This window comes from Streptomyces hypolithicus (assembly GCF_052934925.1).
Window position 1 is genome coordinate 3,477,474 of the sequence record NZ_CM128811.1, and the last position, 19,384, is coordinate 3,496,857.

Below are 19,384 nucleotides of genomic sequence, written 5' to 3' on the forward strand. Positions count from 1 at the left end.
GGGGAAGGGGATGGCTCCGGCGCCCTGCGGCGCCGGAGCCGGTCCTCCCCTTCGCCGACCCGGAGCCCCGAGCTCCCAGGGTCAGCCCCCGCGGACCGTCTTCCCCGAGCGGCCCGCCTCCCGCTGAAGATCTCCCCCCGGCAGCGCCGGTCAATCCTTGGCGGTCGTCACTCGAACGAGGGGTGTTAGGAGCGGGAACCGCATTTTCGAATAGAGGTTCGATAGTCTGGCTGAACTCGACGACTGACGGACCGACCACCCGGGGAATGAAGGAGGTGCCAAGACATGGTGCGGCGCATCGACGTGACCGGAGCCGGCGGCGTACGCCTGGCGGCGTGGGAGTTCGCCGACCCTCCCAAAGAGAGCGGGGAGAAGGACCGCGCCCCCGGGGTGTTGCTGCTCCACGGGCTGATGGGGCGCGCCTCGCACTGGGCGGGCACCGCGCGCTGGCTGTCCGAGCGCCACCGGGCCGTCGCGCTCGATCAACGGGGCCACGGCCGAAGCGAGAAGCCGGCCGACGGCCCCTACACCCGTGACGCGTACGTCATGGACGCGGAAGCAGCGGTCGAGCAGCTGGGCCTCGCGCCCGTCACTCTCGTCGGGCACTCGATGGGAGCTCTCACCGCCTGGCAGCTCGCCGCCAGGCGACCCGACCTCGTCCGGGCCGTGGTGATCTGCGACATGCGTGCCAGCGCCCTGGGGGCCGCGTCGCAGCGCGAGTGGGACGACTGGTTCAAGTCCTGGCCGGTCCCGTTCGCCACGCTGGCCGACGTCCGCAAGTGGTTCGGCGAGGACGACCCCTGGGTGGAACGCCCCAGCCCGGCCCGAGGCGAGTTCTTCGCCGAGACCATGGCCGAACGGGCCGACGGCTGGCGCCCGGTGTTCTCCCGTCACCAGATGCTCACTTCCCGGGAGACCTGGGTGCACGACGCCCACTGGGAGCAGCTCGCGCTGGTGCAGTGCCCGGCCCTGGTGGTCCGCGGCCTCGACGGCGAACTGGGCCGCGCGGAGGCCCAGGAGATGGTCAGGGTGCTGCCGCGCGGGCAGTACGCCGAGGTGGCGGACGCGGGTCATCTCGTCCACTACGACCAGCCGGAGGCCTGGCGCGCGGCGATAGAACCGTTCCTGGAAGAGGCCGCCGAGGAGACGGTCGTTTCCTGACCGCCGGACATGCCGCCACGCACAGGCATCAGACATCAAGCACCAGACCACCAGGCCTCCGGTGTCCGGCGTGTGACCGGCGGTCAGCCCTTGCTCACGGCCGTCAGGATCTCCGGCAGTCGCGCTGCGGCCTGCGGAGCCGACCAGCGCACGCCGGCCCAGGAGATGAGCGTCCCGTACGCCGCCCCCAGCGGCAGCACCACCCACAACCAGCCCTGCGCGTCCGCCACATGCAGCCAGATCGTCAGCGCGATCAGCGGAGCGCACAGCAGCGCCGCCGCGATCATGCCGCCCAGGATCGAGATCCACGCCAAACCGGCCTGCCCAGGTGCGACGTTCTTGTACGCACTGTCCTGGGGGATCGAATACGGGAAACGCACCGAGGCCACCGCCCCCGTCGCGAGCATCGCGCCCAGCAGCGCGAAGGACAGGCCCAGTGCCTCGGGAAGGGCCCGCCAGTCACCCACCAGCGCTGCCGTGACGACGGTGACCAGTGCCGTGTACGGGAGCGTGACAACCAGCAGCGCCATTGCCCGCGCCCGCAGTTCCTCGTACGCGTCGCGCCTCGTGGAGATCGTCATGGCGACCATCCAGAAGGCGGACGTGTCCTGACCGAACTGGTTGTACATCTGCACGCCGAGCATCCCGGCCGCGAAACACGCCAGGTACACCGAGCCCGTTCCCTGGAGCGCGTTGAACACGGGAACGATCATTCCGATGGCCAGCGACGTCACCCAGGCGGCCTTCGTCTTGGGGTCCCGCCACACGTACCGCAGGCTTCGCTGCATCACGGTGCCCGTGCGCCCCTCGGGCAGGAGCCTGCCCGCCGTGCCCGACGACGACTCCTTGCGCGATGTCTGTGCGCCCTGGAGCGTCGAGCCGTCCGGGGCGGTCATCAGCTTCACCAGGCTGCGCTCCCAGAACCACAACAGCCAGCCCAGGGCGGCCACGGACAGCAGCAACTGGGCCGCGCCCCGGACGTACGCCCCGTCGCTCATCGCGCCCACCGCGCCGATCGCGGACGCCGGCGGCACCCAGCTCAGCACGTCCGCGACCGGGTCGAGCCGCGACAGGCCGCCCGCGTTGCTGAGGCGCTGCGCACCGAAGTTCACCAGCTGGATGCCCACCGCGATCACCAGACCGCTCAGGACCGCCAGGTCCCGGCCCTTGCGGCTCGTCAGCAGCCGGATGTTCGCCGCCGCCATGGCGCGCGACAGCGCCACACACAGCAGCAGCGTCAGCGGCACGGCGAGCACACCGGCAGCGGCTGCCGCGGCGCCGTGCGCCACGGAGATCACCGCACCCAGGGCTAGGCACAGGGTGAACAGCGGCCCGATTCCCACGAGTGAGGCCGTCAGCAGTGCCCGGATCAGCGGTCTCGGCCGCAGCGGCAGCATCACCAGACGCGTCGGGTCCAGGGTCTCGTCGCCACTGGGGAAGAACAGGGGCATCACCGCCCAGCCGATACCGAGAACGGCCACCAGCAGCACCACGACGGTCGCCGCATGTGCGTTCCCGCGCAGCGCGATCAGACCGATCAGCTGAAGCGCCGCGAAGAGCAGCGCGAACACCCCGGACAGGATGTAGGCGACCTTGCGCCCCGATGACTGCCGCAGTCCGTTGCGCAGCAGCGACAGCTTGAGCCGTACGAAAACAGGCGTGATCCCGGGAACGCTCGGCAGGTCGTGCCCGGGAACGCTCGGCAGGTCGTGCCCGGGAACGCTTGGCAGGTCGTTCGCGGGAACGCTCAGACCGTCGTTCCCGGGAACGCTCGAAAAGCCAGTCGTCACCGGGCTCCGCCGCCCAGCCAGTCGAGGCTTTCTCCGCTGTCCAGTCCCCGCGCGCCCACCAGCTCCAGAAAGGCGCTCTGCAGCGACGGTGCGTTCCCGCGCACCTCCGCGAGCGTTCCCTGGGCGCGGATGCTGCCCGCCGCCATCACCGCCACCCAGTCGCACAGCGACTCGACGAGCTCCATCACATGGCTGGAGAAGACGACGGTCGCACCGGACAGCGTGTACCGCTCCAGCACGCCGCGGATCGTCTGCGCGGACACCGGGTCGACCCCCTCGAAGGGTTCGTCCAGAAAGAGCACTTCGGGATTGTGCAGCAGTGCGGACGCGAGACCGATCTTCTTGCGCATGCCCGTCGAGTAGTCCACGACCAGTTTGTGCTGCGCCCCCGCGAGGTCCAGTACGTCGAGGAGCTGCGTCGCCCGCTTGTCGACCTCGTCGCCGGGAAGACCCCGCAGCCGCCCGGAGTACGCCAGCAGTTCGCGCCCGGACAGGCGCTCGAAGAGCCGCAGTCCCTCCGGCAGTACGCCGATGCGCGACTTCACCGCGACCGGGTCCTGCCACACGTCGTGCCCGCCGACCAGGATCGTGCCCGCGTCCGGCCTCAGCAGCCCCGTCACCATCGACAGGGTGGTGGTCTTGCCCGCCCCGTTCGGTCCGACCAGCCCGATGAACTTGCCCGCGGGCAGCTCCAGATCGATGCCCGCGACGGCGGTCTGCTCGCCGAAGCGCTTCCACAGACCCTGTGCGCGTACGGCGGCGGGCGCAGCGCCGTGCGCTCCGCCCGCCTCTTGCGGTCTCGCTGCCTGGTCGGGCATGTCGCCAGCCTCTCGGAGTCCCCGTGTTACGGGAACCACCCTACGGTCGGCGGGTACGCGCGGCGGCTGCCTCCCGTCCGCAGGAGTAGGCGAGCGGGCTGATCAGTTCCTCGACGTCGGGCAGCCACCGGTTGGCGGGCGTGGGCCGGCGTGCCCACTGCACCGCGCCCATCCCGCCGAGCCGGGTCGGCGGCCCCGCGACCCAGTCGCCCTCGCCCCGGGTGGCCAGGTCGATCGCGGTCGGCGTCCAGCCCAACTTCCGTACCAGATCGGCCACCTTGGCGCCGGCGCCGGGCAGCACGAAGAACAGCATCCGGCGGTCGGGGGTGCAGGTGACGGGGCCGAGCGTCATGTCCATCCGCTCCATGCGCGCCAGCGCCAGAAACCCGGCGGACTCGGGCACGTCCACCGCGTCGAAGGTGCGGCCGGTGGGCAGCAGGATCGAGGCGCGGGGTTGTTTCGACCACAGGCGGCGCGCCGCGGTGGCGCTGCCCGTCGCCTGGGTCGCCCAGTCGGGGCGGTCCGGGTGCGCACCGGGCGAGGCGCAGGCGGGGACGCCGCACGAGCAGAGCTCGACGCCTTCGTGCGCCTCCAGCCACGTGCCGGGGAACACGTCCCAGTGCCGTTCTTCCGCGTACCGCACGGCGCTGTCGAGCAGTTGATCGCCGCGTTGCTTGGGGATCTGGGCGGCGTCCGTGACTCCGATGGTCTCTTCCACGCTCAGCTCAACTCCCGGCATCACCTTGAGTTACGGGCGCGTGGAGCCTCGCGGAGGAACAACGATCCTGCACGCGGGGGCGCATCGGTGCATGGGTGGGGGCGCGCGGGAGGCCGTGGCTCGGCGGGAGGGTAGCCACCTCGATGGAGGGCGGGAATGACGGCCAAAAACCATCAATACCGCTCTCTTCCGGCATGTTCCGCATTCTCTGTATATCCGCCGGGCAGTGATCAGTTCACGACCCACACACCACAGCGGTACCAGGGGGTAGTCAATGGCAGCCAGGCCTCTCGTCGCCCGCCAGCCGAACGAACGGCTGCAGGCGCTCATCCAGGAAGCCGGGTGCTCCAACGCCGGGCTCGCCCGCCGCGTCAACATGTGCGGCGCCGAACACGGCCTCGACCTGCGGTACGACAAGACGTCGGTCGCCCGCTGGCTGCGCGGACAGCAGCCCCGCGGACGGGCGCCGGGCATCATCGCGGAAGCGATCGGACGCAAACTCGGCCGCACCGTGACCATCGACGACATCGGCATGGCCAACGGCAAGAACCTGGCCTCCGGGATCGGCCTCCAGTTCTCCCCGACCGTGCCGGGGGCGATCGAGCAGGTCTGTGAACTGTGGCGCAGCGATGTGGGGCGCCGAGACTTCCTCTCGGCATCGACGGTCGCCGCCTCCGCCCTCGTCGAGCCGAGTCGCGACTGGCTGATCACCGCGGGGGACAGCCAGGTGGCGAGGATCGCGGGCGGCGGGCGGGTCGGCGCGTCCGACGTTGCGGCGGTACGGGCGACGACGGACGCCCTCGTGGACCTGGACCACCGCTTCGGCAGTGGGCACGTGCGCCCGATCGTCGTCCACTACCTGAACAGCGTGGTCTCCGGGCTGCTCTGCGGCTCGTACCGCGAATCGGTGGGCCGGGACCTGTTCGCGGCGGTCGCCCGGCTCACCGAACTGGCCGGCTACATGGCGGTCGACACCGGGCAGCCCGGACTCGCCCAGCGCTATTACATCCAGGCACTGCGGCTGGCCCAGGCCGCGGACGACCGTGCCTACGGCGGGTACGTACTGGCCGCGTCCATGAGCCACCTGGCCGCCCAGCTGGGGAACCCGCGGGAGATCGCACAGCTGGCGCGGGCGGCCCAGGAGGGGGCGCGCGGGAGGGTGACGCCCCGCGCGGAGGCGATGTTCTGCGCGGCGGAGGCGCGCGGGCACGCGCTGATGCGCGACGCGCGGGCCTGTCATGCGACGGCGGCGAGGGCGCTGGGCGCGCTGGAGCGGTCGGCACACGACACGGGCGACGATCCCGGGTGGATCGCGCACTTCGACCACGCCTACCTCTCGGACGAGCTGGCGCACTGTGCCCGTGACCTGGGCCAGGGGGACGCGGCGGCGCGGCGCGCACAGGACGCCCTGGACGGCCATCCGGACACACGGGTGAGGCGTCGGGCGATCGGTCTGGTCCTGCTGGCGACGGCTCAGGTCCAGCAGCGCGAGGTCGAGCAGGCCTGCCACACGGGCACGCGTGCGGTGGAGTTGCTGGCCTCGCTGCGGTCGAACCGGGGAGCGGAGTACCTCGACGACTTCCGGGAGCGGCTGGAGCCGTACCGCGACGAGCCTGCGGTACGGGAGTTCGGGGCCCGGCTGGAGATGCAGGCGGCGTAGGGAGGCGGTGCGGCAGTGAGGTGCGACGGGGCGGGGCGGTGCGGCGGGGCGGTGCGGTGGAAGCGGTGCTGCGGGGGCGCCGGGGCCCATTAGCAGCGCCTTGAGGGCGCATCGTGTTACACGGGCGACGGGTGGGGCGTCGGGTGTGTTGTGTGGGGACTGTGGGCGCGTGGCAGAGGGGTGTAGCCACCCGGTAGCGTGAACCGACGGTTTCGTAAGTACACAGTCACGCCCACACGTAGGAGTCTCGGTGACGCAGAGCGGACAGGGTGACGAGTCGCGGCTTCCCGCCGCCCGGCCACCCGCGCACGAAGGTGTCGTGCTGCCCGCGGACGGCAGCGGTCCTTGGATCCCCGGGACACCCGAGGAGCACGTGGCCCCCGCGGGTGGGCAGCCGTGGGGCGATCCCTGGGGGCCCCAGTCGGCCGCGGCGCAGCAGCAGCAGGCGCAGCACCCGCAGCAGCAGCACCCGCAGCAGCAGTACGGCGCCGGGCTGCCACACTCGCAGCAGGAGACGCAGCACTACGGCACCCTGCCGCCCGTACAGCAACAACAGCAACAACAGCAGCCGCAGTACGCAGCAGCCCAGCAGCCGCAGCCGGGCGCTCTGCCGCCCCAGCAGGCCCACCCGCAGCAGCAGTACGGCGCGTCCCTACCCCAGCCGCAGCAGACCCCGCCGCCGATGCCCCTGCCGGCGCAGACCCCCGCCGGTGCTCCTGCGGCCGACGCGGACGCCACTCAGTACATTCCGTACGTGCCGCCCGCCGGGCCCGGAGCCCTGCCGCCCGAGAACCCGTCGGATTCGACGCAGTTCCTCGGCCGGCACGTCGGCCCCGCGGGGCCCGCTCACATGGCCGCCGCCGATGCGGACGCCACCCAGTACCTCCCGCCGGTGCCGCCCGCCCAGAACGTGCCCCAGGCCCCGCCGGGGGCCCCGTACGGCATCCGGCCGGGCGCCCCCGAGGACCGGCAGCCGCCCTCCGAGTTCGACAGCCTCTTCCGTACGGACGCGGGCCCGCAGCCGGCGGACTCCACCCAACAGATGCCGCAGTCCGCCGCGCACCAGCAGCCCCCGCACCAGCAGCCGCAGTTCGGCGCCGCTCCGCAGGGCCGTGCCGCGCGTCGTAACGCGGCCGCACCGGCAGCCACACCCGTGGCGCCCGCGGCTCCCGGCGGGCCGGCCGCGCGCCGCAGGTCGTCGCCCCTGGTGCTGATCGCCGCGGTCGTCGTCGGCGCCACCGTGCTCGGCCTCGGCGCCGGAGCGCTGCTCAGTGGCGGCGACGAGGAGAAGCCCAAGGGCAACACGCCGGTCGCCGCAGCGAGTTCCAAGTCGGCCGAGGCCGAGGCTTCACAGCAGGCCGCCCCGGACCCGGCCAAGCCGCAGGCGAAGTCCCTGGACGCGCTGCTCGCCGACAGCAACGACAGCCGCGCCTCGGTGATCAGTGCCGTCCAGTCCATCGGATCCTGCAAGAACCTGCCCAAGGCGGCGAGCGACCTGCGTGCCGCCGCCAAGCAGCGCACCGCTCTGGTGACGCGCCTGGAGGGGCTGACCGTCGACAAGCTGCCCGACCACACGAAGCTGTCGGCGTCGCTGACCGCCGCGTGGAAGGCGTCCGCCGCGGCCGACAACCACTACGCGGCCTGGGCCGACCAGGTGGCGGGCAAGAAGGGCTGCAGGAAGGGCAGCGCCCGCTCCACACCGCAGCAGCAGGCGGGCAACCGCGAGAGCGGGGAAGCGTCCCAGGCCAAGAAGGAAGCCGTAGGCATCTGGAACCAGATCGCCAAGCGGTACGGCCTGACCGAGCGCACCGCCACGCAGCTCTGACCACCGGCACCGCGGAAGCAGAAGGGGCGCCGGGAGACCTCCCGGCCCCGGAGCGCGTCCGGGTCAGCCCGCGGACCGCGCCTGTGCCAGCGTCCGGCCCACGTCCACGAAGTCGTCCTTCACCGACTCCAGCCGCCCCTCGCGCACCACTTGGAAGGTCACCTTCCGGTTGACGATGCGCGGGAAGTCCGGCGAGGCCAGCATGTCCTGCAGGCGCCAGCTGAGCTTCGGCGTGAGGCCGCCGGTCTCCACGCCGCCGCCGTGGTTCAGCTCCGCCACGACATCGTCCGCCGTGATGCTGCGGTCATTGTCGCCGTCGGCGAGCGCTTCGACGGTCTGCTTCAGCACGGTGTACGCGATCCAGGTGGTCTGCACCCCTGCGTCCGCCGGGTCGACCCTGTTGTCGACGAAGGCGTGCGCCTGGATAACGTCGCGCATCGGCTCCCAGCGCGCGTCGCTCGCCACCGGGTACCAGCCGGTGACGTACGCACCCTCGAACGGTCCGTTCTCGCCGCCCGTGCGGTCCAGCAGCGGCTGAGAGACGCTGCCCAGGACCGACGCGACGGAGACGTCCCGCCGCACGTCGGATTCCAGCCTGCGGAACGAGTCGAAGAATGTCTCCGTCCGGCCCCCGAGAACGGCCGTCACGCAGCCCTTGTCGGTCCCGTACGCGTCGAAGGCGCCCGCCGCGTCGAGCGCCTGCCTTGCCTGCGCGTTGTAGCTGCTCGCGTCCTCCGCGGCGCGCACGTCGAAGGGCTCCGTGCGGTCGCCCTGCGTGAGCCCGGAGCCCAGCAGTGCGGACAGGGCGTCCCCGGCGACGGTGTCGGGGCGTACCAGGGACACCCGGTCGCACGCGTCGGCGAGCTGCCGGCCACTGCCGGCCAGGAGGGCCGGCTGCCCGCCGTTGACGGGGTACGAGAGCGGACTGGAGAACTCCTTGTCGGAGGCGCCGTAGCCACCGAGGAACGGTATGCCGGCGGTCTCCAGTGGCGCCATGAACGCCCTGCCATGCTGGCTGTACGAGCCCACCACCGCGATCGCGTTCTCCCGGACGGCCTGCCGCGCGCACTTGGCCGCGCCGATGGTGGTGTTGTGCTCGTTGCAGGTGAGGACCCTGAGCTCGCGGCCCGCGAGGCCGCCGTTCGCGTTCACCCAGCGGGCGTATGCCTTCGCCATGGCGGGCATGCCGGGCATGTTCGTGGCCTGGGTTCCTTCGGGCGCCCAGGTCATCACGGTGAGGGACTCGTCTGAGTTGCTGGAGTTCCCGGAGTTCCCGGGTTCCCCGGAGAGCACTCCGCATCCGGCGAGCAGTGAGGCACCGACCGCGGTTGCCGTCGCCGCGGCGATCAGGCCCGCGGCTTTCGGAAGGCGTGGGCGCAGGGAGGAGGGGCGTGGCCGTCCGGTCATGTGTGTGCACGCTTCCGCCCCATGGGTAACGGCACAGTGAGCACGCCCTAACGTGGGGTGACATTGAGGTGAATTACGGGGGGCTGTTCGTCCGTGCTGTGGGGGAACGTACGATCTGCAACCGTGCAAGGTTCGGTGAACTCTTCCCGTCGCGGCCGTCGCTCCCCCACCATGGGCGGCATGCCGCTCAATGACATGCCCTGGTGGCGCTGGCGCACGAACGTGCGTTCCGCGCTGCACATGCTTTCCGACCCCGCGTTCCAGCACGAGTGCTGGCTGGCCGGTCTGGAGGGCTACGGAGACGTGACCGACGCCGTCTACCGGCTGGTCGAGGACACCTGGCTGGACAACTGGTCGGCCGAGAAGTACGTCGGCACGGTATTCCGCGACGCCCAGGAGGCAGCGCTCGTCGACGTCGCCGTGCTGCGGGTGCTGAAGATCATGCATCAGGTGGGCGCGGACGCCCCCGTATCGGCGTACCTGGAGCACCACGCCTGGCCCGAGGCGGTACGCGCCTCCCGCGACGCGCACATACGGCTGGCGGCCAACGACGGGGACGACCCCGACACGGCGCCGCGCACGCTGGAGGCCATCCGCATCGTGACCAGGGCGGCCTGACCCCTGCCGGGTGTGGAATCCTCGGGTGCATGAGCGCCCCGCAGCCCGGCCCTGCCCCGGCAGACCAGTACGTTCTCACTCTTTCCTGCCCGGACAAGCAGGGCATTGTCCACGCCGTGTCGAGCTACCTCTTCATGACCGGGTGCAACATCGAGGACAGCCAGCAGTTCGGCGACCACGACACGGGCCTGTTCTTCATGCGGGTCCACTTCTCGGCGGACGCACCGGTGACGGTCGAGAAACTGCGCGCGAGCTTCGCCGCCATCGGTGACTCATTCCGGATGGACTGGCAGATCCACCGCCCCGAGGAGCGGATGCGGATCGTGCTGATGGTGAGCAAATTCGGCCACTGCCTGAACGACCTGCTCTTCCGCTCGCGGATCGGCGCGCTGCCCGTGGAGATCGCTGCCGTCGTCTCGAACCACACGGACTTCGCCGAACTGGCCGGCTCGTACGACGTGCCCTTCCACCAGATCGCGGTGACGCGGGACAACAAGGCGGACGCGGAGGCGCAGCTGCTTGAGCTCGTACGCTCCGAGGGGGTCGAGCTGGTCGTCCTCGCCCGCTACATGCAGGTCCTCTCCGACGACCTGTGCAAGCAGCTGAACGGCCGGATCATCAACATCCACCACTCCTTCCTGCCGAGCTTCAAGGGCGCGAAGCCGTACCACCAGGCGCACGCGCGGGGCGTGAAGCTCATCGGTGCGACGGCGCACTATGTGACGGCCGACCTCGACGAGGGCCCGATCATTGAGCAGGAGGTCGAGCGGGTGGGCCATGACGTGACCCCGGAGCAGCTGGTGGCGATCGGCCGCGATGTGGAATGCCAGGCGCTGGCGCGCGCGGTGAAATGGCACAGCGAGCACCGCGTCCTGCTCAACGGCCGCCGCACGGTGGTCTTCGCCTAGCCTGTCCCGTCCCGTCCCGCCCCGCCCTGCGCAGCCGCACAGGCCCTACAGCCGGCTCATCGACGCCGCCGCGAAGAGTACGTCCCTGATCACGCCCCGGTCGCCCTCTTGTCCGGCCGCGGCGTCCTCCGGGGGGACGTGTCCCGCCACCAGCTGGCAGAACTCGACGCCGTCCATGGCGACCTGGGCGACCGTGTGGTCGGGTGAGCCGACCGCGGCAGGTGAGTCCAGGGCGATGTACCAGTCGCCGCCGCCCGTACCCTCCACCTCCAGATGCAGGGTGCGGCCCGGTGAGCCCGCTGTGACGAGCTGCCGGGCCGGGGCCGCGAGGCCCGCGCGGCGGCGGGCGGCGAGGGTCGCGGGGATCAGCCGGGCCGCCAGGTCGATCATGCGGTTGAGGTGCCCGGAGGCGGGCGGCTCGTACGGATAGTCCACCGCGTCCGCGATGTCGCTCGCGTGCACCCAGCATTCGAAGGCCCGGTCCAGCAGGGCGTCTCGCAGCGGCAGGGCGAAGTCGCCGTACGACACGGAGAGCTCGGCGGCGCCGCGGCCCGCGAAGGACACCGTGCGGATCAGCGCGTGGCTCTGCTCGCGCCACGGCTCGCGCACCCTGCGGGTCGTTGGGAAGTGGGTGCCGCTCCAGAACGCCTCGGTACGCTCCGACGGTGACGCCGGTCCCGCCGTGCCCAGCGGGTCGTCGAGGCCGAGCGCCGAGGCGACCAGGCCGTCCACGGTCATCAGGTGGCCGATGACCCCGGCGACTGTCGTCTTGCGGTGCGTCGCCTCCTCGTCGTCGAACCATCTGAGGCGCACCGGAGCGTGCCATTCCGCGTCGCCGAAGTCGCGGAGCAGGGCGTCCAGGCGCGCGGTCTCGGCGTCGTACGGCGCTGCCCAGCCGGGAACGGGGATGCGCGCGGGCCTGCGGCCGAGGCAGCCGTCGAGCACACGGTTGCGCAGGAGGGGGTCGAGATCGAGGCTGCGCTCGGTGTGGAGCAGACCGACCGCGTCCCGAAGCCGCAACGCCTCGTCGGCACACGGGGCGCACTCCGTGAGGTGGTCCTCGACGGCCTCGGTCTCCTCGGGGGCGCACGCGGACAGCGCCCACGCACCCAGCAGGGACTTGAGCACCTGGTGGGTCGGGGGCGCGGCCGGTGCCTGCGCCGGGGTCTCGTCCGGAGCCGGCCCCGGCGGCTCTTGCCGCGCGCTCATCGTCCGTACCCGTAGCCGGGTGGGTGCGGGAAACCGTCCTGCGTGCTGGGGTTCGCCGTGGACAGCAGCTGGAGGCCCAGCCGCAGCCGCCGGCGTGCCTCGTCCTCGGTGACGCCGAGGTCCGCCGCCGTCTGCCGGTAGTCCCTGCGCTGGAAGTACGCGAGCTCCAGCGCGGCCCGCAGCGGCGCGGGCATGGAGGTCACGATGTAGTCGGCGCGGGCCGCGACCGAGGCCCGGCGGACCTTCTGCTCCAGCTCCTCGTCGGCGGCGCTGCCCAAGCCCTCCGAACGGGCCGGGCCGCCGCTGTCGCCGGTGAGCGCGGCCGTCTCGGTCTGGCGCAGCCGGTGCACGGCCTGCCGGTGCGTGAGCTTGGCGACCCAGGACCTCATCGAGCCCTGCCGGGGTTCGTAGGCATCCGGGTTCTCCCAGACGTAACCGAACACCTCGCGCGTGACCTGCTCCGCAGCCGCGTCGTTGTCGAGTACCCGGTGGGCGAGGCTGTGCACCAGCGAGGCGAACCGGTCGTACAGCTCGCCGAGTGCCGCCGCCTCGCCGCGGGCGAGCCGCTGCTGCATCCTGCGGTCCCAGCGGGGTGGTGCTTCCTTCGCCATCCGGCCCCCAGCCCTGTGCGCCTGCCCACCGTGCCCCTCGTCACTTCCCCGAATGTAGTCGGAGCCGCTGACAACGCACGCCCCTTTGCGGTAAGTGCGTCCGCTCCCCGGACCGCGATGATAAGGATCGAGCCCCTCCTCTACGGTTGGGTTTTGTCGGCGACCGGTGGGGAAGCCGCGATATGGAACAAGGACTTCCGTATCCGTGGAACGAAGGGTCCAGTCGCGTGACGCTAAAGGTGATCGAGGCCGAGCACAACGCCTGGGCCGTACTGCATGTATCCGGAGAGCTGGATCTGGTGACCTCTCCCGCGGTCCGCCAGCACGTCCACGACGCGGTGGCGCAGGGCCGCCACCGTGTGGTGCTCGACCTGTCCGAGGTTCTCTTCTGCGATTCCAGCGGAGTCGGTGTCATGATCGCCGCCCGCCGTCTGATGCACTCCTGCGGCGGGGACCTGCGGCTGATACTGCCCGCCCGCGGTGCCGTCGAGGGGTCGCACGTCAACCGGGTGCTCGCGGCCCTCGGTGTACGCCGCCTCTTCGAGGTCTTCCCGGACGTGGAAACGGCCGCTGACGACGAGGCGCAGGCGCTCTCCGCCTGAGAAGCTGTTGTCCAGCTCCCGCTGGGCTCGGAACGCCTGGCCCGGCCGCTCGCGGCGTTGCCGAAATGTCCTGATGGCTCCTTCCCCAAGCTCTCAACTCCGTTCGAGCAGGGGAGACCCCACCTGAGGACACTCCGGCGCCTTGCGATCGGCCGCACCAGACGCCCCGAGCCCAGCGGGAGTTGGACAACAGCTTCTGAGAATGCCCCGGCGCGGCCGCCTTCGTCGTACTCTCCCCCCATGGACAGCGCAGAGTACGAGCGCAAGACGGCAGCCCGTTTCGCGAGCTTCGATCAGGACGGCAACGGATACATCGACCGTGAGGACTTCAGCGCCGCCGCGGCGGCGCTGCTGGCCGAATTCGGCACGACGGCCCGCTGCGACAAGGGGCAGGCGCTCTATATGGGGGCGGAAGCCTTCTGGCAGGGCATGGCCGGCATCGCCGACGTGGACGGAGACCAGCGTGTGTCGCGTGAGGAGTTCGTCACCGGCGCGGTGAAGCGGCTGCGCGACAGCCCGCAGCGGTTTGCCGAGATCGCCCGCCCCTTCCTGCACGCGGCGATCGCCGTGGCGGCCGAGGACGATGGCAGCGGAGTCACACCGCAGGCCGCCGAGCGCGTCCTCAAGGTGCTGGGTGTGCGGGCGGAGTCGGCGGGCAAGGTGGCCAGGGCGCTCGACGCGGACGGTGACGGACTCATCAGCGAGGACGAGGTGCTGGACGCCTTCGCGGCCTACTACACGACGGCGGAGCCGGACCTGCCGGCCGGCGGCTGAGTCGACGTGCTGACTGCCGGCCACCCTGCCGGGGTCCGGTGACGCGACGCTCACGGAACGTGCGTTTTCGTACGTTCCGTGGCCGTACGCAGTGGAGCCGTGACTCCGTGGTGGCCGGCCTGTCCGACTGGTGAACGATTACCGTGCGTCGATACCGGGTTGTGTCCTTGGCGTTACTCGTCACGGGCCGGAGTCGGGCACGGCCTCCGGTACGCTCCGTGGGATGCGAGTGGTTGTGATGCGCAGCAGTCCCGGCGTCGCCCGTGCGGTGACCCCGGGCCGCGCGATGCGCGCCGCTCGTACCATGCGGGAGCGACGAGCGCGCTTCCGTTCGACTTCCCGCAGCGTGCGTCGCACAGTATGCAGCACGCGTACTCCTTCGCGCTGGAATATGCCCGAAGCGCTTGTTGCGGTGACTGTACGTCAACCATGCTGTTTCATAAGGGAATCACGTTCCGTGACCCTGTGGAGTCGCGAGGCGATGTGTCCGCCGGTTCGGATGGTGTGAGCGGTGCAGGTGCTTCAGGTGCAGTTGGAGGTAGGGGTCGACCCCGCCGAGGTGGGGCGTGCCCGGAGGTGGGCGCGTTCGCGACTGGTCGGCTCGGGGATACGGGTCGACGAGCCGCTGGCCGAGACCCTGATCCTGCTCATCTCGGAGCTGGTCACCAACGCGGTCGTGCACACGGGCTGTCCGGCGGTCCTGCGGATGCTCTTCGGCACCGCCGACGACGGCGTGGTCCGCGTCGAGGTCGCCGACGTGAGCGCCTGCCCGCCCCGGCCCCGGCACGCGCAGGGCGAGGACACCGGCGGCCGGGGCCTGGAGCTGGTCGACGGTCTCGCCGACCGCTGGGGCTGGCAGTCCGAGGGCGCGGGCAAGCGCATCTGGTGCGAGGTCGGCCGGGGGGCGCCCGTGGTGGTGTCGGGGGCGTACGAGGCCGTTGCGTACGAGCCGTCGTGTGCTGTCACAAATACCGCATGATTCACTAATCGCCTTCCCCTTGTTGACGGTTGGCGACGCCCGGCCGACCCTTTGGTGAGGCGATTCGCTGCGAGGGGACGCCGAGGGCAGCCCGAGCCGGGTCCGCGGCCGTCCTTGGCGAGTGCGGGTCACGCCGGAACCGGGTGCTGGCCCTTGTGCGGTGCTCGGGGCGAGCAGAAGAGCGCCGCCACCCGGCCGTCGACCCCGCGACTGTCAGGTCCTGGGGGCGGGGACCGGGGCCGGGACCGTCACCTGCCGGGGGTGACGGCCGGTGCCGCTCTGCCGGTCGCTGCTATCGCCTTCGCGATCTTCCGGGCGTCGATGGCCAGTTCGCGGAACATGCCACTGATGGGATTGGTGAAACCGGTGAAGTACAGCCCGGGGGCCGTCGGCGGTGTGCGTGCGCCGTGGACCACCGGTCTGCCCCGGCTGTCGAGCACGCCGAGGTGGCCGACGAGGTCCTCCAGGGACCGCCGGTAGCCTGTCGCCACTATCACCGCGTCCGGGCTGATCCGCGAAGCGTCCGCCAGGACCACCTTGCCGTCATCGAACGAGGCGACGGCGGCGACCGGTTCGACCTTCCCCCGCCGCACCGCGTCGATCACGCCCACGTCCTGGACCGGGATCGCACCGGCCCTGACCCGCGAGTAGAGCCCACCGGCCGGGCGCGGCAGGCCCTGCTCCGACAGGTCGGGCACCGAGACGCGGCTCACCAGGTCGCCCGCCCGGTCGACCAGGGCGACCGGAAGCCGTCGCACCAGGATTCCGGTGCGCTGGGCCGGCCAGCCTCCCGTCGTGCGGCGCAGGATGTACGGCGGCGTGCGCACCGCGAGCCGCACGCGGGCGGCGGCCGCGCCGCTCCGGTCGCCGCCCTCCCGGTCACCGCCGTCCGTCAGGTCGGCGGCGATCTCGGTGCCGGTGTTGCCGCTGCCGACGACCAGGACGTCCCGGCCCGCGTACGGGCCCGGGTTGCGGTACCGGCTCGCGTGCACGACCTCGCCGCCGTACGACTCCAGCCCCGGCCAGTCGGGGACGTACGGCGTGTGGTTGAAGCCGGTGGCGACGACCACAGCCGCCCCGGTCAGCTCCCGCCCGCCCGTGGCGTGCAGCAGCCAGCCCGCGCCGTCCGGGGCGGGCTCGATGTGCGAGACCTCGACGCCGGTGACGATCTCGAGCGCGTGGAACTCCACGTACTTCTCCAGGTACCGCACCACGTTGTCCCGCGAAACCCACCGCCCGAACGAGCGCGGCATCGCCAGTCCGGGCAGGCCGGACAGGCGGCGGGTGGTGTGCAGGCGCAGCCGGTCGTAGTGGGAGCGCCAGGAGGCGCCGACCGAGCCGGACTTCTCCAGTACGACGGCCCGCACGCCTCGCTCGCGCAGCGCCGCGGCGGCGGCCAGGCCGCCGGGTCCGCCACCGATGACGTAGACGGGGCGGGTGGGGCGTTCGGCAGTGGTGTCGCCGGCGATATCGGCAGTGGTGTCGGGCATGATTTGTGAGCGTAACGGCGCAGATGGTTGATGGGTCTCGGTCAAGTCCCGATTCGGGTTGCGAAACGATCACGGACAGTCGTGCTTCACATCAGCCCCGCTTCACATCAGCCGCGCCTCACGGCCAGAGCAGCTCACGGACCCAGGCCGCGCCGTCCCGCCGGTAGCGCAGACGTACGTGCCGGCGTCGTTCGTCGCCCTGGAAGAACTCCACCTCGTGCGGCTCGACGACGTACAACGTCCAGGTCGGTGCGGTGGCGCCCGGCTCGGCCCGCGCGCGCTCCCACGCGGCCTCGGAGGCACATGCCAAGTCCTCCTGTCGGGGCAGCACTTCGCTCTGCCGCCCCACCAGGGCGGAGGCGAGCGCGCCGGTCGATCGCACGTGCAGATCGGCCTGGCTCTCCTGCGGTGTACCGGTGAAGACCGGGCCCCTGACCCGCACCTGCCGTCCCTGCGTGGCCCAGTAGAACCCGAGCGCGGCGTGCGCGTGGACGGCCAGCTGGCGGCCCTTCGCGCTGGTCGCGTGGGAGGCGAAGTGCCAGCCGCGGTGGTCGGCGTCGTGCAGCAGCAGCGTCCGTACGTCGGGCAGGCCGGCGTCGTCCACCGTCGCCAGGGTCATCGCGTGCGGCTCCGGCTGCCGGGCGTCGGCGGCCTGCGCGAACCACTGGTGGAAGAGAGTGAGGGGATCGACGGGTGCGGCCGCCGGATCGAACACGGGGAGTTCGGTGTCCCAGACGCGCTGGGAGCGGAGCAGGTCCTGGAAGGTCATGCCGCCATCTCACACCATGATCGCGGAAATGCCGCAGCGGCGGGACCGCGGGGGTCCGCCGCTGCGTAGACAGGACTGGTGGCAGGCTCCTGGGCCTCTTCGGAGCTACTTCGTCGGCTTCTTTCCCGTGATGCCCAGGTGTACCAACAGGGCCAGATTGGGGCGGAGTTCGGTCTGCTTCACGCCCCAGCTCTGGAAACCCTTCTGGTGCGATGCCACCGCCGCGAGCATCGCTACGAGGGAGCCGGCCATCGCGGCGGGGCTGATGTCCTTGTCGACCTTGCCCTTGGACTGGAGATCCTTCACCGCGTCCGTGAGGGAGTTGGTGACGGAGTTCAGGATCCTCATGCGGATCTTGTAGAACCGCTTGTCGCCCTCCGCCGCGCCCAGGTCGATCACGCGGAGGATGGCGTCGTTTTTGCGCCAGAAGTCGAGGAAGCCCTCGACGAGTTCTTCGGAGGACGCCCAGCCGGCCCGGCCGACCCAGGAGCGTCCGGCGACGAGATCCGTCAACCCGGCGCCTTCCTTGGCCGTTTCCTCGGCGAGCTCGAGGACGGCGCCTTCCACGTCGGGGAAGTACTGGTAGAACGTCGCTGGTGAAGTGCCTGCTTTGCGGGCGACGTCGATGACTTTGACGTCCCGGTAGGGCGACGAGCTGAGCATCTCACTGAGGCAGTCGAGCAGCTTTTGCCGCGTCGCCTGGCCTCTTCGGCCAGCCACGCGGCCGTCGACGGTGCGCACTTGTCCTGTCATGCAGTCAGCTTACCGACGGGGTGGAGGAGCGCGATTCGGCCGACTGCAAATGGGGAACCGGCCGTCTGCCACCCGTGCGGGCGGGCGGGCGTCGGCTGCTCGCCGTCCCCGCATCACCCTCGGGTCGACTCCTGCCCGAATAGCCTCATCAACAGCCTGTGGACAACTTTGGCCAACTTGAGTGGGCCCTTTCTGCGGGCATTCGTCCCGTTTCTCGCTCTGCGTCCCGGCCAGTGTCCCGTTAGCGTGAGGGTGATGCGGGGTGACGGAAGGATCCCGGACCCATGGCCGTATACGCAGAAGGCATGCCGTGCTGGGTGGATGTGGCGCTCGCCGATGTGGAGGCGGGCAAGCGGTTCTACGGGGCGCTGTTCGACTGGACCTTCGAGGACCCGGCCGGGCCCGCGAGCCCGGCCGGACAGGGGGACCCAAGCCCGGTCGGGCAGGTGGAACGGGCCCGTTTGCCGCGGGGCCCCGTCCATGCGCTCAGCGACGGGAAGAAGGTGGCCGGGCTGACCCCGAAGCGCGACGGACGCATGCCGACCGCCTGGGGGATGTACTTCGCAACCGACGACGCCGCCGCACTGGCCCGGAAGATCAGGGACGCGGGCGGCCAAATGGTGACCGACCCGCAGCCAGTGCCCCCGCTCGGCACGATGGCCGTGGCCGCCGACCCCGGCGGCGCCGTCTTCGGGCTCTGGCAGGCCGGAGACCACGGCGGGTTCGAAAAGCGGGACAAGCCGGGCTCGTACTGCTGGACCGAGGTCTACGCGCGCGACAAGGAGCGCACCGACCCCTTCTACGAGACGGTCTTCGGTTTTCGGGGCTTCGACCTGGACGAATCGGGCCAGGACTTCCGTACGTGGTCCCCGGCGGACGCCGACCCCGGACCCGACACCGCCATCGGCGGGCGCAGCGTCATGGGCGACGCCTTCCCGGCCGAAATGCCCGACCACTTCATGATCTATTTCGTCGTCGACGACTGCGACACGTGCGCCGCGCAGGTCGTCGAGCTCGGCGGCCGCGTCCAGGCACCCCCCTTCGACACGCCCTACGGGCGGATCGCCGTGCTGACCGACGACCAGGGCGCCACCTTCGCCGTGCTCGCCGAACCCGAGGAAATCGCGGCCTAACGGCACTTTGCTTGCATTACGCTCGTGCGCGACTGTCCGAATCCGGGTGAGACACCCCGGTCCGCCCCCGGGTTCGCCACCACCGCCTCTGACAGGAAGAATCAGGGTGCGCACCGCTGGGTGGTGCCCAGTGGTGAGACGCTGCATGGGGCTGTGTTC

The 19,384-nt window shown here is 71.1% G+C and carries 18 protein-coding genes; 9 read left to right on the forward strand and 9 right to left on the reverse strand.

Going from position 1 to position 19,384, the window contains the following annotated elements; translation table 11 throughout:
• Positions 1-285: 285 nt before the first annotated feature.
• On the forward strand, positions 286-1,161 hold the full coding sequence (locus tag ACU6WZ_RS16520; RefSeq protein ID WP_447028815.1) for an alpha/beta fold hydrolase: 876 nt from the start codon (positions 286-288) through the stop codon (positions 1,159-1,161).
• Positions 1,162-1,244: 83 nt separating this feature from the next.
• Here ACU6WZ_RS16520 and ACU6WZ_RS16525 read toward each other — a convergent pair whose 3' ends face one another.
• The 3 genes from ACU6WZ_RS16525 to ACU6WZ_RS16535 form a co-directional block, all read right to left on the reverse strand.
• Positions 1,245-2,867: a transporter gene (locus ACU6WZ_RS16525; RefSeq protein WP_447034073.1), complete on the reverse strand. Its 1,623-nt coding sequence runs from the start codon at positions 2,865-2,867 to the stop codon at positions 1,245-1,247.
• 80 nt (positions 2,868-2,947) lie between these two features.
• On the reverse strand, positions 2,948-3,769 hold the full coding sequence (locus ACU6WZ_RS16530; RefSeq protein ID WP_447028816.1) for an ABC transporter ATP-binding protein: 822 nt from the start codon (positions 3,767-3,769) through the stop codon (positions 2,948-2,950).
• A gap of 40 nt (positions 3,770-3,809) precedes the next feature.
• Complete coding sequence (locus ACU6WZ_RS16535; protein WP_447028817.1) at positions 3,810-4,508, reverse strand: bifunctional DNA primase/polymerase; 699 nt, start codon at positions 4,506-4,508, stop codon at positions 3,810-3,812.
• A gap of 253 nt (positions 4,509-4,761) precedes the next feature.
• Here ACU6WZ_RS16535 and ACU6WZ_RS16540 point away from each other — a divergent pair, with 253 nt between their 5' ends.
• Positions 4,762-6,147, forward strand: coding sequence for an NsdA family TPR-like regulatory protein (locus tag ACU6WZ_RS16540; RefSeq protein WP_447028818.1), 1,386 nt, complete (start codon positions 4,762-4,764; stop codon positions 6,145-6,147).
• A 250-nt stretch (positions 6,148-6,397) separates the two neighbouring features.
• On the forward strand, positions 6,398-7,972 hold the full coding sequence (locus ACU6WZ_RS16545; RefSeq protein ID WP_447028819.1) for a hypothetical protein: 1,575 nt from the start codon (positions 6,398-6,400) through the stop codon (positions 7,970-7,972).
• 63 nt (positions 7,973-8,035) lie between these two features.
• Here the strand turns inward: ACU6WZ_RS16545 and ACU6WZ_RS16550 are convergent, their stop codons facing one another.
• Positions 8,036-9,379: an ABC transporter substrate-binding protein gene (locus ACU6WZ_RS16550; protein WP_447028820.1), complete on the reverse strand. Its 1,344-nt coding sequence runs from the start codon at positions 9,377-9,379 to the stop codon at positions 8,036-8,038.
• Between the two features lie 171 nt (positions 9,380-9,550).
• Here ACU6WZ_RS16550 and ACU6WZ_RS16555 point away from each other — a divergent pair, with 171 nt between their 5' ends.
• Together ACU6WZ_RS16555 and purU are read left to right on the forward strand one after the other, a co-directional pair.
• Entirely contained in the window at positions 9,551-9,997 is a 447-nt protein-coding gene (locus tag ACU6WZ_RS16555) for an SCO4402 family protein (protein WP_447034074.1), read from the forward strand.
• Between the two features lie 29 nt (positions 9,998-10,026).
• On the forward strand, positions 10,027-10,905 hold the full coding sequence (gene purU, locus ACU6WZ_RS16560) for a formyltetrahydrofolate deformylase (RefSeq protein WP_447028821.1): 879 nt from the start codon (positions 10,027-10,029) through the stop codon (positions 10,903-10,905).
• 45 nt (positions 10,906-10,950) lie between these two features.
• On the opposite strand, the gene ACU6WZ_RS16565 is transcribed toward purU, so the two are convergent.
• Together ACU6WZ_RS16565 and ACU6WZ_RS16570 are read right to left on the reverse strand one after the other, a co-directional pair.
• Positions 10,951-12,114: a zf-HC2 domain-containing protein gene (locus ACU6WZ_RS16565; protein ID WP_447028822.1), complete on the reverse strand. Its 1,164-nt coding sequence runs from the start codon at positions 12,112-12,114 to the stop codon at positions 10,951-10,953.
• Positions 12,111-12,725: a sigma-70 family RNA polymerase sigma factor gene (locus ACU6WZ_RS16570; RefSeq protein WP_447028823.1), complete on the reverse strand. Its 615-nt coding sequence runs from the start codon at positions 12,723-12,725 to the stop codon at positions 12,111-12,113. The genes ACU6WZ_RS16565 and ACU6WZ_RS16570 overlap by 4 nt, the downstream gene beginning before the upstream one ends.
• 227 nt (positions 12,726-12,952) lie before the next feature.
• On the opposite strand from ACU6WZ_RS16570, the gene ACU6WZ_RS16575 reads away from it, so the two are divergent.
• The 3 genes from ACU6WZ_RS16575 (at position 12,953) to ACU6WZ_RS16585 (ending at position 15,080) form a co-directional block, all read left to right on the forward strand.
• On the forward strand, positions 12,953-13,327 hold the full coding sequence (locus ACU6WZ_RS16575; RefSeq protein ID WP_447028824.1) for an STAS domain-containing protein: 375 nt from the start codon (positions 12,953-12,955) through the stop codon (positions 13,325-13,327).
• Between the two features lie 240 nt (positions 13,328-13,567).
• Positions 13,568-14,101 carry an EF-hand domain-containing protein gene (locus ACU6WZ_RS16580; RefSeq protein WP_447028825.1) on the forward strand — a complete coding sequence of 178 codons (534 nt, stop codon included), beginning with the start codon at positions 13,568-13,570 and terminating at the stop codon, positions 14,099-14,101.
• Between the two features lie 511 nt (positions 14,102-14,612).
• A complete protein-coding gene (locus ACU6WZ_RS16585) occupies positions 14,613-15,080 on the forward strand; it encodes an ATP-binding protein (protein ID WP_447028826.1) in 468 nt (155 codons plus the stop codon).
• 248 nt (positions 15,081-15,328) lie between these two features.
• Here the strand turns inward: ACU6WZ_RS16585 and ACU6WZ_RS16590 are convergent, their stop codons facing one another.
• The 3 genes from ACU6WZ_RS16590 to ACU6WZ_RS16600 all read right to left on the reverse strand — a co-directional run bounded on the left by ACU6WZ_RS16590 (position 15,329) and on the right by ACU6WZ_RS16600 (position 18,092).
• Complete coding sequence (locus ACU6WZ_RS16590) at positions 15,329-16,570, reverse strand: flavin-containing monooxygenase (RefSeq protein ID WP_447028827.1); 1,242 nt, start codon at positions 16,568-16,570, stop codon at positions 15,329-15,331.
• Between the two features lie 118 nt (positions 16,571-16,688).
• Positions 16,689-17,339 carry a pyridoxine/pyridoxamine 5'-phosphate oxidase gene (locus ACU6WZ_RS16595; RefSeq protein WP_447028828.1) on the reverse strand — a complete coding sequence of 217 codons (651 nt, stop codon included), beginning with the start codon at positions 17,337-17,339 and terminating at the stop codon, positions 16,689-16,691.
• A 105-nt stretch (positions 17,340-17,444) separates the two neighbouring features.
• Positions 17,445-18,092: a TetR family transcriptional regulator gene (locus ACU6WZ_RS16600; RefSeq protein WP_447028829.1), complete on the reverse strand. Its 648-nt coding sequence runs from the start codon at positions 18,090-18,092 to the stop codon at positions 17,445-17,447.
• A 284-nt stretch (positions 18,093-18,376) separates the two neighbouring features.
• Between ACU6WZ_RS16600 and kbpA the strand changes: the two genes are divergently transcribed.
• Positions 18,377-19,225, forward strand: a complete 849-nt coding sequence (gene kbpA, locus ACU6WZ_RS16605; protein WP_447028830.1) for an AfsK-binding protein KbpA — start codon at positions 18,377-18,379, stop codon at positions 19,223-19,225.
• Positions 19,226-19,384 lie beyond the last annotated feature (159 nt).

Coding starts and splice junctions, on each gene's coding strand:
- ACU6WZ_RS16590 (WP_447028827.1), bottom strand. CDS start 16,570: ATGCCCGACACCACTGCCGATATCGCCGGCGACACCACTGCCGAACGC.
- ACU6WZ_RS16520 (WP_447028815.1), top strand. CDS start 286: ATGGTGCGGCGCATCGACGTGACCGGAGCCGGCGGCGTACGCCTGGCG.
- ACU6WZ_RS16600 (WP_447028829.1), bottom strand. CDS start 18,092: ATGACAGGACAAGTGCGCACCGTCGACGGCCGCGTGGCTGGCCGAAGA.
- ACU6WZ_RS16580 (WP_447028825.1), top strand. CDS start 13,568: ATGGACAGCGCAGAGTACGAGCGCAAGACGGCAGCCCGTTTCGCGAGC.
- ACU6WZ_RS16595 (WP_447028828.1), bottom strand. CDS start 17,339: ATGACCTTCCAGGACCTGCTCCGCTCCCAGCGCGTCTGGGACACCGAA.
- ACU6WZ_RS16565 (WP_447028822.1), bottom strand. CDS start 12,114: ATGAGCGCGCGGCAAGAGCCGCCGGGGCCGGCTCCGGACGAGACCCCG.
- ACU6WZ_RS16555 (WP_447034074.1), top strand. CDS start 9,551: ATGGGCGGCATGCCGCTCAATGACATGCCCTGGTGGCGCTGGCGCACG.
- ACU6WZ_RS16530 (WP_447028816.1), bottom strand. CDS start 3,769: ATGCCCGACCAGGCAGCGAGACCGCAAGAGGCGGGCGGAGCGCACGGC.
- ACU6WZ_RS16570 (WP_447028823.1), bottom strand. CDS start 12,725: ATGGCGAAGGAAGCACCACCCCGCTGGGACCGCAGGATGCAGCAGCGG.
- purU (WP_447028821.1), top strand. CDS start 10,027: ATGAGCGCCCCGCAGCCCGGCCCTGCCCCGGCAGACCAGTACGTTCTC.
- ACU6WZ_RS16540 (WP_447028818.1), top strand. CDS start 4,762: ATGGCAGCCAGGCCTCTCGTCGCCCGCCAGCCGAACGAACGGCTGCAG.
- kbpA (WP_447028830.1), top strand. CDS start 18,377: ATGGCCGTATACGCAGAAGGCATGCCGTGCTGGGTGGATGTGGCGCTC.
- ACU6WZ_RS16550 (WP_447028820.1), bottom strand. CDS start 9,379: ATGACCGGACGGCCACGCCCCTCCTCCCTGCGCCCACGCCTTCCGAAA.
- ACU6WZ_RS16535 (WP_447028817.1), bottom strand. CDS start 4,508: ATGCCGGGAGTTGAGCTGAGCGTGGAAGAGACCATCGGAGTCACGGAC.